15 protein-coding genes are annotated in these 15,181 nt (G+C 47.7%); 12 read left to right on the top strand and 3 right to left on the bottom strand.

Annotation, left to right across the window (positions count from 1 at the left end; all coding sequences use genetic code 11):
* Window positions 1-56: 56 nt before the first annotated feature.
* A complete protein-coding gene (gene hemQ / locus AC50YG_RS20515; protein WP_473762170.1) occupies window positions 57-803 on the bottom strand; it encodes a hydrogen peroxide-dependent heme synthase in 747 nt (248 codons plus the stop codon).
* A gap of 162 nt (window positions 804-965) precedes the next feature.
* On the opposite strand from hemQ, the gene AC50YG_RS20510 reads away from it, so the two are divergent.
* The 12 genes from AC50YG_RS20510 to AC50YG_RS20455 all read left to right on the top strand — a co-directional run bounded on the left by AC50YG_RS20510 (window position 966) and on the right by AC50YG_RS20455 (window position 13,885).
* Window positions 966-1,253 carry a YuiB family protein gene (locus tag AC50YG_RS20510; protein ID WP_338555048.1) on the top strand — a complete coding sequence of 96 codons (288 nt, stop codon included), beginning with the start codon at window positions 966-968 and terminating at the stop codon, window positions 1,251-1,253.
* Window positions 1,254-1,463: 210 nt separating this feature from the next.
* Window positions 1,464-2,972 (top strand): replication initiation and membrane attachment family protein, encoded by a 1,509-nt coding sequence (locus tag AC50YG_RS20505; RefSeq protein ID WP_473762168.1) that lies wholly within the window; start codon window positions 1,464-1,466, stop codon window positions 2,970-2,972.
* Window positions 2,973-2,991: 19 nt separating this feature from the next.
* Window positions 2,992-3,948 (top strand): primosomal protein DnaI, encoded by a 957-nt coding sequence (dnaI, locus tag AC50YG_RS20500; RefSeq protein ID WP_046228632.1) that lies wholly within the window; start codon window positions 2,992-2,994, stop codon window positions 3,946-3,948.
* A 629-nt stretch (window positions 3,949-4,577) separates the two neighbouring features.
* The gene (locus AC50YG_RS20495) at window positions 4,578-6,248 is read left to right on the top strand and encodes a peptide ABC transporter substrate-binding protein (RefSeq protein ID WP_494829148.1); all 1,671 of its coding nucleotides are present in this window, start codon (window positions 4,578-4,580) and stop codon (window positions 6,246-6,248) included.
* Between the two features lie 178 nt (window positions 6,249-6,426).
* Window positions 6,427-7,362: an ABC transporter permease gene (locus tag AC50YG_RS20490; protein WP_338555052.1), complete on the top strand. Its 936-nt coding sequence runs from the start codon at window positions 6,427-6,429 to the stop codon at window positions 7,360-7,362.
* 2 nt (window positions 7,363-7,364) lie between these two features.
* On the top strand, window positions 7,365-8,282 hold the full coding sequence (locus AC50YG_RS20485) for an ABC transporter permease (RefSeq protein ID WP_473762163.1): 918 nt from the start codon (window positions 7,365-7,367) through the stop codon (window positions 8,280-8,282).
* A 16-nt stretch (window positions 8,283-8,298) separates the two neighbouring features.
* Window positions 8,299-9,366 carry an ABC transporter ATP-binding protein gene (locus tag AC50YG_RS20480; RefSeq protein WP_341281564.1) on the top strand — a complete coding sequence of 356 codons (1,068 nt, stop codon included), beginning with the start codon at window positions 8,299-8,301 and terminating at the stop codon, window positions 9,364-9,366.
* Window positions 9,367-10,296, top strand: coding sequence for an ABC transporter ATP-binding protein (locus AC50YG_RS20475; protein WP_341281565.1), 930 nt, complete (start codon window positions 9,367-9,369; stop codon window positions 10,294-10,296). It begins immediately after the preceding gene.
* 402 nt (window positions 10,297-10,698) lie between these two features.
* Complete coding sequence (locus AC50YG_RS20470) at window positions 10,699-11,787, top strand: sulfate ABC transporter substrate-binding protein (RefSeq protein ID WP_494829141.1); 1,089 nt, start codon at window positions 10,699-10,701, stop codon at window positions 11,785-11,787.
* A 43-nt stretch (window positions 11,788-11,830) separates the two neighbouring features.
* Window positions 11,831-12,697 (top strand): sulfate ABC transporter permease subunit CysT, encoded by an 867-nt coding sequence (gene cysT / locus AC50YG_RS20465; RefSeq protein ID WP_494829136.1) that lies wholly within the window; start codon window positions 11,831-11,833, stop codon window positions 12,695-12,697.
* 5 nt (window positions 12,698-12,702) lie between these two features.
* Complete coding sequence (gene cysW, locus AC50YG_RS20460; protein ID WP_473762156.1) at window positions 12,703-13,584, top strand: sulfate ABC transporter permease subunit CysW; 882 nt, start codon at window positions 12,703-12,705, stop codon at window positions 13,582-13,584.
* A 58-nt stretch (window positions 13,585-13,642) separates the two neighbouring features.
* Entirely contained in the window at window positions 13,643-13,885 is a 243-nt protein-coding gene (locus AC50YG_RS20455) for a YezD family protein (RefSeq protein WP_494829133.1), read from the top strand.
* 128 nt (window positions 13,886-14,013) lie between these two features.
* On the opposite strand, the gene AC50YG_RS20450 is transcribed toward AC50YG_RS20455, so the two are convergent.
* On the bottom strand, window positions 14,014-14,664 hold the full coding sequence (locus AC50YG_RS20450) for a hypothetical protein (RefSeq protein WP_494829130.1): 651 nt from the start codon (window positions 14,662-14,664) through the stop codon (window positions 14,014-14,016).
* A gap of 262 nt (window positions 14,665-14,926) precedes the next feature.
* The gene (locus tag AC50YG_RS20445) at window positions 14,927-15,073 is read right to left on the bottom strand and encodes a YqzM family protein (RefSeq protein ID WP_099516602.1); all 147 of its coding nucleotides are present in this window, start codon (window positions 15,071-15,073) and stop codon (window positions 14,927-14,929) included.
* Window positions 15,074-15,181 lie beyond the last annotated feature (108 nt).

Raw genomic sequence — 15,181 nt, 5'->3', positions numbered from 1 at the left:
CATTCGTCAGCGTGTCGGGGCGGTTGTGCGTTATTTTCAGAAGAAAGAAAAAAGGTCTACACTTTCAGCAGAGCGGTAAATTTCGCTGCATCAAGCAAATTGCCGACGTAGAAGTCGCCAAAGTCGCCGTAACGTGCGCTGACTTCATCAAAGCGCATTTCGTAGATCAGCTTCTTGAATTGCAGCGCATCCTCTGCGAACAGCGTTACGCCCCACTCCCAATTATCAAAGCCGACGGAGCCGCTAATAATTTGCTTCACTTTGCCCGCATATTTGCGGCCAATCATGCCATGGCTGCGCATCATCGTGCGGCGCTCGTCCATGCCGAGCATGTACCAGTTGTCGTTGCCGTCGCGGCGCTTATTCATCGGATAGAAGCAGATGTGGCGCGCTTTAGGCAATATCGGCTTGAGGCGGGCGAGAATTTCCGGATTTTCCATCGGATCGAGGCCCGGCTGGTTCACATAATTGCTCAGCTCCACAACGCTCACATAGGAATAGGTAGGCGTTGTAAAGGAAGCGAACGCTGTTTTATTGAAAGCTGTCTCGATTTCATTCAGCTCCTCCAGCGTTTCGCGCAGGTGCATGAATACAAAGTCAGCCTTCTGTCCAACGATGGAGTAGACAGCTGTGCTGCCTTGCTTGCTTTCCTCTACATCCGACCATTGCTTCAGAAACGTATTTAGCTCGTCCAGCATGCGGTTTTGCTCTTCGGCGGTGCTCAGTCTCCATGCAGCCCAATTGACGCTGCGGAAATCATGAAGGCAGTACCAGCCCTCTAGTGTAATAGCTACTTCACTCATATCAGCGATAACCCCTATCTTTGGCATATTTTGCTGTGAACATTGTAACGTAGTTTAGGGCGGAAGGGCAAATGTCGGACTTGTGACAATTGGCAAATCGGAATTGACTTCCTTAAGCGGTTTCATTAAAATGTTATCGAGAGTCTGAGAGGGGAATCGTACATGCTTCAACTGATTATTGCGACGGTGCTGTTTTTGGTCATGATGTTCGGCATCGGATTTATTCTGAATATGCTATTGAAAACAACATGGTTTCCCATTTATATGTTTATTATTGTTCTGGTGCCCTTCTATGTGTGGAGTACATGGGATAAGACAATCTCCACTTCCGAGAACTTTACGAGCTTTACCTTCATTGATTTAGTGCCTGTGTTTGGCGCATTAATCGGCGCTTATTTAAGCGGCTGGACGATTCAGATGCTGCGCAAAGGCGGCTATAAGATGTTTTAAGCGTATAAGCAAATCCCTCACTTGGGGGATTTTTTCTATTCAAGCGCAAACGACTGAAGCCGTCCTCTGGCGGCAAAGTTAACGTTTCGCGTTGAAATATAAGCCCATTATAAGTGTATAACTTATAAATGCTAATATTTTCAGAAAGCCGCTTTGCGGTCTTTTTTATGTTAAACTGATAGAAAGTATGGACAGGATGGAGTAGATGCCATGCGCATCGGTAACTTATTGCAGTTTACGGAGCATCACCGCTATTATATCTTTCGTGATTTTTCATTAAGCAGTTTGGATTATAAAATATTATCGCTCATCTATCAGCCGATGATTGGTGCCTTCGCGGTTGCTTTGTACCAGCAGCTGTACCACGGCATCTCGGATGGTGCTTCTGGCTATTCCTCGCTGGAGCCGCAGCGCAAGCTGTTTCTAGGCCTCGGCCTTGAGATGAATGAGCGGGGACGCAAGCATCTTGTCGAGCAGGCGTCGCGCCTGGAGGCGGTGGGCCTGCTTCAAACGTCGCGGCTGGCACTGCCGGAGCAAAGCGATCTGATTTATGAATATGAGCTGGCTAAGCCGCTCACGCCGGGCGAGTTTTTTCAAACCCAGCATTTGGTCATGCTTCTTCGTGACAAGGTTGGCAAATACGCTCTTATTGCGTTAAGGGAATCATTTGGAGCGCAGGAGCCTGACGAGCTGGCTAGCGTACAGCTGAGCAAGGAGAACATTTCCGTACCGTTTTATGAGCTGTTTCAGCTCAATCCGCAATCTGTAGACCCGGAGCTGGAGCAGGCACTAAGCGAGGTGGCGCCATCTCGGCAAGCAGCTCCTAGACTTAAACAGGAGACGGCGGGCATTCCTTATGGGGAAATTATTTTGCGTTTTCCGCGCAATTCCGCTAACCGCAGCTATGTAGAGCGGCTGCGCGGCGATGGCGAGCAGCTTGGGCAGCTGAATTATGTCGCTTATAAATACAGCTTGAATGCGAGCGATCTTTGCCGTCTGCTGGATGAGGATGGCGTTTTTGCGCCAGACGGGCTGCTGCTCATTGACGAGCTGCAGATGCGGGCCAATCAGATGTATCGCCAGGATAAGAAGCGCGAAGGGGATCGCCAGCGTACGATTGCCCGCGTGCAGCAGTCACAGGCGGAAGCAGCCGATGACAATATAGAAGAGTTTGGCGTCCAGGAAGAATATTATTTGAGCGTGCCCAGCTTGCTCGATGGCAGATGCGATATTCATCAGTACAATATGCTCATGCGAAATGAGCCGCATACCCGCTTTATGCAGCGCTTTTTCCCGGGGGCTGTACCAGATTGGATAGAACGCTCCTTCGAGCGCATCGATCTCAATTACCGGCTGCCTGCACCTGTTATTAATGTACTCATTCATTATGTTATAGGCATGAACGACGCCCATCGGATGACGAAAACATTCGTTGAAGCGGTCGTATCCAATATGCTCGTCAAGCAGATAGATACGTTTGAGAAGGCTGTTGGCTACGTGCGCGAGCAAGGGAAGGTTGAGGAGGACAAGGAACAGCGGCAAGAAAATGCGCGTTCTGTGGGCGCAGCGGGCCGCGGGGGCTCACGGCCTGGAGCCAGAGGCGGTGCTTCCCGCAAGCCAAGCATCCCGATTGTGCAGGATACGGAAGCTTCAAGCCAGGTATCGCCGGAGAAGCTTGAAGAAATGCGCCAGCTGGCAAGGAAGCTGGATGGAAAATAAGATCGCGGGGTGATTAAGAATGGAATCGCTGGGTGAGCTTCTGAAAGCATGGCCTGCGGGCAAGTCATTAACGGATCAGGCGGACCGCAAGCTGGAAGAGCTGCTTGCTGATCCGCTTGTGCATCGGCTGCGGGAGAAGCATCCCGAGCTGGATGAGCAGGCGGTTCGTCTTAATTTGAACCGGGTCTATCAATATGTAACCGAATATCGGAACTGTACGAACTGCCCGGGACTTGATCAATGTCCGAATGACTTTGAGGGTCATTATACACTGCTTTCATGCGATACGGTGCAGGAGCGCGTACAGCTGCATGATCGCAAGGTTGCATGCAAGAAAATGATCGCTCGCCGCAATGAGGAGAGGATCAAGAAACGGATTCGCAGCTTCTATGTGGATGACCGGGCGCTCAAGAGCGGCTATTCGGCGCTCGAAATTTTGGACAAGGACCCTACCCGTGCCGAAGCGGCTTACCGCGTCATTGAATACATTGACCGGACGAAGGAGCAGGGCCTTCAGCCCAACGGCCTGTATTTAGCCGGAAAATTTGGCACAGGGAAAACCTTTCTCATGTGCTACCTGCTGCATGAGCTGGCGAAAGCCGATTATTCCGGCGTCATCGTCTATATGCCTGATTTTGTCGAGGATTTGAAGTCGATGATGCATGAGCCGGCGAAGCTGCGGGAAACGGTGGAGATGATGAAGGAAACGGATCTGCTCATCTTCGACGATATCGGTGCTGAGAACTTGAATCCTTGGGCGAGGGATCATGTGCTTGGCTCCATATTGAATTACCGAATGAACCGGAAGCCGACGCTGTATACGTCCAATTATGAGCTTGATGGGCTGGAGCGCCATTTCAGCTTCACAAGCAAAGATGGCGATGAAGTGTATAAAGGGCAGCGATTAATGGATCGTATTCGGCCCTATGTCGATGTGATTATGGTCACAGGCGACAATAAGCGAGGATTAAAATAAAAAATTTGTTTAAAGTTTCAGCCTATAGGATATTCTATTAAACCTGTCGAGAACGTTTCGACAGGTTTTTTTGCATCTGTAAACATTTATAAATGTTTTACTTTTGTAATGAATAATCAATGATGGTGCAATGGTGGGTCTATACCCAAAATTCTGGGACACAACGGTTCATGACAAATGAATAAAAGTGTATGAAGCGATTTTTCGGACTAAATATGTAAACGCATTATTGGTAGTAAATGTTAATTTATACGTAACTTAAATTAAAAATGTTTGCGTTTTCATTAAAAAAATTTTAAATTAATTTTTTGTGTTGAATTTAATCAAACGCCGTATTTTCGGACATAATACCTTACGCAAAACAGCCGTAGTATGTGATATTGCTCAGTTTTGTCGAAATGGGTAGTTGATTAAGTCTGATTTTATGCTATAATCTCTAGCATCAAATAGAGAATCTCGAACTATTCATAATTATTCCTTATGCCAAATATATATTCATCCTTACATTCAGTGGATAATATTTTTTTATTTCGGTTCTGCACAAACATGAACGTATGTTCACTGTATAAGGAACAAAGGAAGAATAAGAGAGATTCATATTGAAATATTAATTGGGAGGAAATAAACGCATGAAAAAGAAGTATTCGTTTTTACTCAGCACTTTGCTTGTCATGACTTTGCTCATCAGCGCTTGTGGAAATGCAGGCAAAAACACAGGCACTAACAATCCGGGAGAGGCTAGCCCAGATGCTACCGCTGCGGAAGTGAAATTGGCTGACAATCAAGAGATTAGCGTAAACATTGCATCTGAACCACCGACACTTAACCCTGGTAAAGCAAGCGACTCCACATCCGGTACGATTTTGCGTCAAACGTTCGAAGGTTTGACTCGTATTGGACAAGATGGTCACCCTGAAAATGCAGTAGCTTCGAAAGTTGAAGTTTCTCCTGACCAAACGGTATACACATTCACAATTCGCGACGGCGCTAAATGGTCCAATGGCGATCCAGTTATTGCCGGAGACTTTGAATATGCATGGAAATGGGTTCTTGACCCAGCTAACGCAGCAGATTACGCTTACCAGCTTTATTATATTAAAGGAGCAGAGGCTGCTAACCTCGGCAAAGGAAAAGTTGAAGATGTAGGCATTAAAGCGGTCAACGACACTACGCTTGAAGTTACGCTTGCTAACCCGACTTCTTTCTTCCTTGAATTGACAGCATTCTACACGTACCTGCCAGTAAACAGCAAAATTGCTGCAGCCAACAAAGATTGGGCTAACGATGCAGGCGACCAATATACAACAAACGGTCCTTTCCACATGACCGAATGGAAACACAGCGACAACCTTATTATTGAGAAAAGCGATACGTATTGGGATAAAGACAACGTGAAATTGACTAAAATCAACTTCTCGATGATCAATGACTTCAATACTGAGCTTTCGATGTTTGACAATGGCGAGCTGGACTGGGCTGGACAGCCTAACGGCCAACTGCCAGTTGATGCTATGCAAGCTTTGAAAGACCAAGGCACTTTGCATACTCAAGCAATCGCAGGTGTTTACAACTACAAGTTCAATACAAAAGTTGCTCCTTTTGACAACAAAAACATCCGTAAAGCATTCACTTATGCGATGAACCGCCAAGAACTGATCGATAACATTACACAAGGCGAGCAATTGCCAGCGATGGCAATCGTGCCTCCAACGATGTTTGCTGAGAACGAAAAAGGTTATTTTGCCGATAACGATTTGGCGAAAGCAAAAGAATATTTGGATGCTGGCCTTAAAGAAATGGGGCTGAAAGACGCATCTGAGCTTCCTCCAATTACGATTTCTTACAACACAAATGAAGCTCACCAAAAAATTGCTCAAGCGATTCAAGACATGTGGTCCAAAAACCTTGGTGTAGAAGTAACGCTTGATAATGCTGAGTGGGCTGTATATATCGAGAAATTGCATGCAGGCGACTACCAAGTAGGCCGTCTGGGCTGGCTTGGAGATTTCAATGATCCAATCAACTTCCTTGAGCTGTACCGCGATGCTGACGGCGGCAACAACGATACAGGCTGGGAAAATGCAGAATACAAAAAATTGCTGATTGATTCCGCATCTGAGCAAGATGCTGCGAAACGTACGGAAATGTTGAAACAAGCAGAAGCGATCTTCATGGAAGATATGCCTGTAGCGCCAATTTATTTCTATACGATGAACTGGGTACAAAATGAAAAACTGAAAGACGTTGTAATCAGCGGTCTAGGCGACGTAACTTACAAATGGGCCTATGTTGAAGCTTAATACAGGTAGGATGTAAAAAAGAATAGTCGACCATAACCGGATGCAGCGGTATGGTGGGCGGAACATCCCGAATCACATTTTCAAGTGGTTCGGGGTGTTCCTTTGTTATGAAAATGCGGGGCGATACTCCCCTTATATGTAAATAAAGCTCGAAACTAATAGGAGGTGCCAGACTATTATGGTGAAATATATTGGCAGACGTTTGCTGTATATCCTTTTGTCGTTGTGGCTGATTATTACAGCTACCTTTTTCTTGATGCGTCTTGCTCCGGGTAACCCGTTTACGTCGGAGAAGCAGCTGCCGCCTGAGATTAAAGCCAATCTGCTGGCTCACTATGGTCTGGATCAGCCGTGGTATGCGCAATATGGCGATTATTTGCTGAAAGTGCTGCAATGGGATTTTGGTCCTTCCTTCAAGTACAAAAGCCAGACCGTAAATGATTTGATCAACACTGGTTTTCCTGTATCGCTCGTGCTTGGCCTCGAAGCGATCTTCCTCGCGCTTGCAGTCGGTGTTATTCTTGGTGTAATTGCTGCGCTTAAACATAATCGCTGGCAGGATTATACCGCGATGATTATTGCGGTGGCAGGGATTTCGGTGCCTTCCTTCATCATGGCAACCGTGCTGCAATATGTGCTTGCCATTAAATTTGGCATTTTTCCTGTCGCGAGATGGGGAACGTTCATGCATACGGTTTTACCAGCGATTGCCTTGGCTTCCACGCCAACGGCGTTTATCGCTCGCCTGACGCGCTCCAGCATGCTTGAAGTACTTAGCAATGATTATATTAAGACGGCGAAGGCCAAGGGCCTTAGCGAATTTATGATTACAGTTAAACATACGCTTCGCAATGCTCTGCTGCCTGTCGTTTCATATATGGGCCCGCTGTCGGCTGGTGTCATTACAGGAAGCTTTGTTATTGAGCGTATATTCGGCATACCGGGCCTTGGCTCCCACTTCGTTGTAAGTATTGGCAACCGTGACTACACGGTTATTATGGGGGTTACGGTGTTCTACAGTATTATCCTTCTCTTTAGCGTACTCTTGGTTGACATTTTGTATGGATTAATTGATCCCCGTATTAAACTTGGGCGCGGGAAGAAAGGGGCTTGACGATGGAACCAATATCTAAAGACCGGTTTAAGCTGGTAGGCTTACAGCAGCAAGGAACAGATAATGTGGCGAAGGCAAGCCTTTCTTTCTGGCAGGATGTCGTACGGCGCTTCGCTAAAAACAAACTAGCTATGGTCGGGGTTGTTATGCTTGTCCTTTTGGTCTTCATGGCGGTGTTTGGCCCATTTATGACCGAATTTGATTACCGCTCCAACGATCTTGGCAATAAAAATCAGGCGCCGTCCGCAGTGCACTGGTTCGGCACGGATGACCTTGGACGCGACATGTTTGCCCGTGTTTGGGAAGGCGCACGAATTTCCCTGTTTATCGGTCTTGCAGCCGCACTTATTGACTTGTTTATTGGCGTCCTTTGGGGCGGAATTGCCGCTTACAAGGGCGGACGTGTGGATGAAGGCATGATGCGTTTTGCCGACGTTCTTTACGGTATCCCGTACTTGCTGCTTGCGATTATTTTGATGGTCGTATTTGGGCAAAGCTTGGGAACGATGATTGTGGCGATGACGATAACCGGCTGGATCAACATGGCGCGTATCGTTCGGGGACAGGTGCTGTCGCTGAAAAATCGCGAGTATGTGTTGGCCGCTCGTACGCTGGGCGCTACAATGCCTTGGATTATGAGAAAGCATTTGATTCCAAATGCAATGGGCCCTATTCTGATTACAATGACGCTGACGATTCCATCAGCGATTTTTACGGAGTCTTTCCTAAGCTATTTGGGACTGGGCTTAACTCCGCCAATCGCTAGCTGGGGTACAATGGCATCCGATGGATTGCCTGCGCTTAAATATTATCCATGGCGTTTGTTCTTCCCGGCCATTATGATCTGTGTAACGATTTTCTCATTTAACGTAATTGGCGACGGATTGCGTGACGCTCTTGATCCGAAAATGCGCAAATAATAGGAGGGAAGCATAAATGGAAAAGCTGCTCGAGGTAAAAGATTTGTGCGTTTCCTTCGGTACGCACGGCGGCGAGGTACAAGCGGTCAGAGGCATTAGCTTTGACCTGTACAAAGGCGAGACGCTTGCCATCGTAGGGGAATCGGGTTCTGGTAAAAGTGTCGCTTCACAAACGATTATGAAGCTCATTCCGATGCCGCCAGGCAAAATTACGAATGGCGAAATTTTGTTTGAAGGCGTAGATTTAGTAAAAAAGACGGATAAGCAAATGGAGAAGGTACGGGGCAAGGATATCAGTATGATTTTCCAAGACCCGATGACTTCGCTTAATCCGACGATGAAGATCGGACCGCAAATTATGGAGGTTCTGAAAAAGCACCAAAAGCTTTCCGGCTCCGTTGCAAAAGAACGTACGATTGAACTGCTTCGTCTCGTCGGCATTCCGATGCCAGAGACGCGGATTAACCAATATGCCCATGAGTTTTCCGGTGGTATGCGCCAGCGGGCGATGATTGCGATTGCGCTAGCGGCCAATCCAAGATTGCTCATTGCGGATGAGCCGACGACGGCGCTTGACGTAACGATCCAGTCGCAAATTTTGGAGCTGATCAAAGATTTGCAGCAAAAAATCGGCATGTCCGTCATTTTCATCACGCATGATTTGGGCGTCGTTGCAAACGTGGCTGACCGTGTAGCCGTTATGTATGCGGGTCAAATTGTCGAGGTTGGAACGGTCGATGAAATTTTCTATGATCCGCGCCATCCTTACACATGGGGACTGCTTGCATCCATGCCGAGCCTTGATATGACGGATAAAGCCGAGCTGCTGGACATTCCAGGCACGCCTCCTGACCTGACGAATCCACCTAAGGGCGATGCGTTTGCACCGCGCAACCGCTACGCGCTGGCGATTGATTTCGAGGAAGAGCCGCCGATGTTCCAAGTATCCGAAACGCATTATGCCAAAACATGGCTGCTGCACCCGGATGCGCCGAAGGTGGAGCTGCCGGAGCAGGTTAAACGGAGAGTTCGTAAATTGGCAGCGTCTTTCGATAAGCCGGTGCTCGCGGAAGGAGAGGCTTAAATGGCGAAGAAGCTGCTTGAAATCAAAAACCTAAAGCAATATTTCAATGAAGGCCGTCCGAATATGGTGAAAGCTGTCGACGATGTCAGCTTCGATATTTATGAAGGCGAGACGCTTGGACTCGTTGGCGAGTCGGGCTGTGGCAAATCAACGACCGGCAGAACGATTCTACGGCTGTATGACGCAACGGACGGGCAAGTGCTGTTCAGTGGTGAGAATGTTCACGGACGCAAGTCCAGGAGCGAACTGAAGCGTCTGAACCGCAAAATGCAAATGATTTTCCAAGATCCATATGCCTCGCTCAATCCGAGGATGACTGTTGGCGACATTATTGCCGAGGGCATTGACCTGCATGGTCTTGCGAAAAACAGCAAGGAGCGTATGGCGAGAGTGCATGAACTGCTGGAGACGGTAGGCCTGCACAAGGACTATGCGAATCGTTACCCGCATGAAGCGTCTGGCGGACAACGTCAGCGGATCGGTATTGCTCGCGCGCTTGCGGTCGATCCTGACTTCATCATTGCCGATGAGGCGATTTCCGCGCTTGACGTATCCATTCAGGCCCAAATCATCAACCTGATGAAGAAGCTGCAGCGTGAGAAAAACCTGACTTATTTGTTTATTGCCCATGATTTGTCTATGGTTAAATATATTAGCGACCGTATCGGCGTGATGTACTTCGGGAAGCTTGTAGAGCTGGCTTCTGCGGATGAGCTTTACAACAATCCGATGCATCCTTATACGAAGTCGCTGCTGTCGGCCATTCCGATTCCCGATCCGGAGACGGAACGCGTGCGCAAACGGACGCCTTATGATCCCAATGTGCATCAATATACTCCAGAGGACCTTCCGGAAATTCGTGAAGTGAAGCCTGGGCATTTTGTATATTGCTCGAAACGCGAGATGGAGCAGCTGCAAGCTTCTCATTAAAATGGATTTAAGCCATTAGGCATAAAGCTTGCAGAAATATCGCTTGCTTCACGGATAGACAGGACCGCTTTCAAATCAGTAAAGCCCTACGGCTGCGTTGGTTTGAGAGCGGTCCTTTTTTGCGTGTAAGACTCTGATTTCATATCTTTTTTTCTAGGTAGGGAGATGCTTGTAACGGCAGGGGAATAGCAGTCTTTTTGCCAAAATGGTTTTAACATAAATGAATCCACCTAATTTCGAAAACCCTATTGACTAAACAAAACCACGCTGGTAGAATCCATCCATAACCAACTAAGCGGGTAGGAATAATATTTTATCTACCGGATCACCGGCGGCAAAACATTACTCATGTATCCAGGACTGCAGGAGAAAAAAAAGAAAAAATCAGGGGTGTGAGGATTTATGTTAAAGGGGAAATGGTCAGTTTCATTATTGCTTGTATTGGTGCTCATCTTGTCCGCATGCGGAGCAAATGGAGGCAACCAGGGAACAGGAGCGGGAGAGTCGCCAGCTGCATCAACAGAAGCGAGTGCCGCAGGAGAGAAGCCAGCAGATCCAGTCAAGCTGCTAAATGTATCGTATGACCCGACTCGTGAGCTGTACGAGGAGTATAATAAAGCATTTACAACCTATTGGAAAAATAAAACCGGCCAGGACGTGACGATCAGCCAGTCCCATGGCGGATCAGGCAAGCAAGCACGCGCAGTCATTGACGGTCTGAAAGCAGATGTCGTCACACTGGCGCTTGGCTACGATATTGATTCATTGGTAGAGCCGGGCCTGCTGAGTGCAGACTGGCAGTCCAAATTCGAGCACAACAGCTCGCCGTATACGTCAACAATCGTGTTCCTAGTACGCAAAGGCAACCCGAAGGGTATTAAAGACTGGAATGATTTGATTAAAGATGGTGTGGAGGTCATTACGCCGAACCCGCAAACGTCGGGTGGAGCTCGTTGGAACTATTTGGCGGCATGGGGCTATGCGCTCAAGCAGAATAACAATGACGAAGCGAAGGCGCAGGAGTTCATCACACAGCTGTTCAAGCATGTACCCGTGCTCGACACAGGTGCGCGCGGAGCAACAACGACCTTTGTAGAAAAAGGAATTGGCGATGTGCTGCTGGCTTGGGAAAATGAAGCTTTCCTATCCATTAAGGAGCTTGGACCCGATCAATTCGAAATCGTCTATCCATCGGTCAGCATTTTGGCGGAGCCGCCTGTAGCGGTCGTTGATAAAAATGCCCAGGCTAATAAAAGCACTGAGGTAGCTAAGGCTTATCTGGAGTATTTATATTCGGATGAGGGCCAAGAGATTGCAGCTAAAAATTACTACCGTCCGATTAATGAGACGATTGCTGCGAAATATGCTGATACATTCAAAAAGCTGGATCTGCTGACGATCGACGGAGATTTTGGCGGCTGGAAAGTGGCGCAGGAGAAGCATTTTAATTCCGGCGGCATATTCGAAAAAATTTACACGCCAGGCTCGTAATGATCGCTAGGTATAGCAAAATGTGGAATGGAGCTGACTTCACATGAAAGGTTCCAGTAGGAGCAAAGGAAGGAGCAGAGGCGGCAAAGCGCGAAACGTTTTGCCGGGCTTCGGCCTATCAATGGGATTTGCAATTGTGTATTTGAGCTTGATCGTTCTAATCCCGCTAGCCAGCGTATTCATTAAGACGACAGGGCTCAGCTTTGCAGAATTTTGGAGCACGGTAACGAATCCAAGGGTTCTGGCTTCTTACCGGATCAGCTTCTTCACCGCTTTCAGTGCCGCAGCCGTCAATATGGTGTTCGGCCTGCTCATTGCGTGGGTGCTGGTACGCTACCGTTTTCCGGGCAAAAAATTTATCGACAGTCTCGTCGATCTACCATTCGCGCTACCGACAGCGGTGGCGGGGATTGCACTGACGGCGATATATGCGCCAAATGGCTGGATGGGCAAGCTGCTGCAGCCGATTGGGCTCAAGGTGGCCTATACGCCGCTCGGCATTACGATCGCCCTTATCTTTATTGGCATTCCCTTCGTTGTCCGTACGGTGCAGCCAGTGCTGCAGGACCTCAATAAAGAAATAGAAGAGGCCGCAGTTATGCTTGGCGCCTACCGGATGCGTACCTTTTGGAAAGTAATATTGCCTGAGCTGATGCCGGCTCTGCTTACGGGGTTCGCCCTGGCGTTTGCTCGCGGCATTGGCGAATACGGCTCCGTCGTATTCATCTCTGGCAATATGCCGATGAAAACGGAAATCGCCCCGCTTCTTATTATGACGAAGCTGGAGCAGTTTGATTACGCAGGGGCTACCGCAATCGCACTCGTGATGCTCGTCGTCTCGTTCCTGCTGCTGCTGTTCATTAATTTCATGCAGTGGCGGATTAACCGCCGCGTCGTAGAAGGAGGCTAAGCAGGATGGCTGGAGCAATTACAACGCATTTATCGAGCGAGGCCTCCAAGCGGCCTAAGCATATTAATGAACCGGCACTGGTGCGTATCGTGCTCATAACGGTAGCGCTCATTTTCCTCGCGCTGGTCGTGCTGCTGCCGCTCGTCTCAGTCTTTGTTGAAGCGTTTAAGAAGGGCTTTGATGTTTACCGCGCCGCGATCACCGATCCCGATGCATTATCGGCACTAAGACTGACGTTGCTCGTAGCCGTTATCGCCGTGCCGCTGAATACGCTGTTCGGCATATCCGCTGCATGGGCGATCAGCAAGTTCCGTTTTCGCGGCAAGCAGTTTTTAATTACGCTCATTGATTTGCCGTTTGCCGTATCTCCGGTCATATCTGGACTTATCTATATTCTAATGTTTGGCGCACAAGGCTTCTTCGGCCCCTGGCTCGATTCCCATGGCATTCAGCTCGTCTTCGCCCTGCCGGGCATCGTGCTGGCAACTGTATTTGTCACGGTGCCATTCATTGCCCGTGAGCTCATACCGCTCATGCAGGCGCAGGGAGTCACAGAAGAGGAAGCGGCGGCAAGCCTTGGCGCGAAGGGCTGGCAAATTTTCTGGCGGGTCACCTATCCGAACATTAAGTGGGGCCTGCTGTACGGCATTATATTGTGTAATGCGCGAGCGATGGGTGAGTTTGGAGCTGTCTCGGTCGTATCGGGCCACATTCGCGGACAGACCAATACGCTGCCGCTGCATATTGAGATTTTGTATAACGAATACCAATTTTCAGCTTCATTCGCCGTTGCATCGCTGCTCGTTATGCTGGCGTTCGTAACGCTTATCGTCAAGTCGCTTATGGAATGGCAAATGAACAAACGGGCTTCTGCCCAAATCGTCTGACGCTTGCGATAAGGTGAAACGGCTGTATTTTTAGTATTAAAAAAAGGAGGAGAAGACAATGGCAAAACCTTTGGAAATCGATCAGCAGTGGCTTAAGCGAATTGCGGATCAGGTGGGCGGGCTGCAATATGGAAGTGTGAATATTACGGTGCATGACGGCAGAATCGTTCAGATTGACCGGACAGAGCGGACGCGCTACGATCAGCCCTCCAGCAAGCAGCAGGAATCCCCAAGCATCAAGCAGCAATCGGGCAGCAATAGCCATAATAATAGCAATAGCAGCAAGCACCAAACGGCCTAAATTTTGTAGAGGCAGTTGTCAGCATAAAATAGTGTTTTAGACTGACCCTGCAAATTGAAACAGCGACAGCCAAGGACGAGAAAACAAAGTCCTGGACGGTCGCTGTTTTATTGAACTAATGTTACCCATTAGCTTAAAGTCTCGGTAATCGAAATTAGCCAATCACGGTTGCTACGCTCGGCCAATACCTCATACTGCAATGCCTTACCCATAGTCGGTCCCATTTCCGCCCAAATCAACTGCTGTATTTCATTATCTCCAACGTAAACTGCTTCATTAGAACGAATTGTTAAGTACTCAATAGTGTGTTTATCTACATCAGGCACATGAATTCGACTCTTTGTGGTTCCAAAAATCCGGAATTGAAATGAGGTTTCTTCTTTACGATATAACAGACTTACACCAACGAACGTATCATTTGGTTTAAGATCTCGCACAACGTCTTTTCCGGTGTTTGCACTCTCAATAGCCATTTCATCGATTTCTTCCTGAGTCAAATTGTCAAATCCATAGTAAACCTGAATCCCCTTCACTTCTGCATTAGCAGGGAATACGGGCTCCCATGATGACGCTTTTGCCTTTAATTCGTCGAGACCATCCAACCAATTCACTGGTGCGTAATTTGTTTGCTGACTGATTTTTTTATCATCCGCAAGGTATATTCCTTTTCCCAAACCAGGCTTTAACTCGCGAATAACGATATCAATAGTGCTCTCCGCTTGAAGTGAAGCGACATTCAAAATTCCTAATACTTCTCCCTTTTCATTCCTCATTTCCAAAGTCTGATCTCTCCTTTAAGGTAGTAAACCTCATTCAACGTACCTATAGTCTACAGAAAACGGACGATAATAAAAACCTGACAATGTACAGTAATTTTCGTATATCCCTCTTAAGTTAATCTGCCCATTAGCTTAATGGAGCGTTAGCAATCGCATATTATAATGACAAACAGGCAGTATAAAGAAAGAAAAAGAACCTTCGAATCATCCGCCAAAAGCGGAATCGAAGGTTCTTTCTTTTAATGCAGGGCTTGCTATTTGTTTACGATATGATAAATTTCACGATTACAGCTGCAGCAAACATGACAGTCATTAGACCAAGCATGCCGCCAAAGCCGAACACTACATCCATCAAGTCGTGGCGCGGTTCTTCGTTATAATGCTCGCGCGGGTCTCTAACGTTCTCCATAACAAGCGTCCTCCCTTGAAAACGATTTAGCTACCAATAGTATACCCAACTATCTGAATAATTGTAAAGCAAAACACGGCAACTATTGTAAACGGAAGGACTCTGCTG

Source organism: Paenibacillus sp. J31R34, assembly GCF_059383715.1.
Note: the sequence above shows the minus strand (reverse complement) of the source record. Positions and strands in the feature narration are given on the sequence as shown.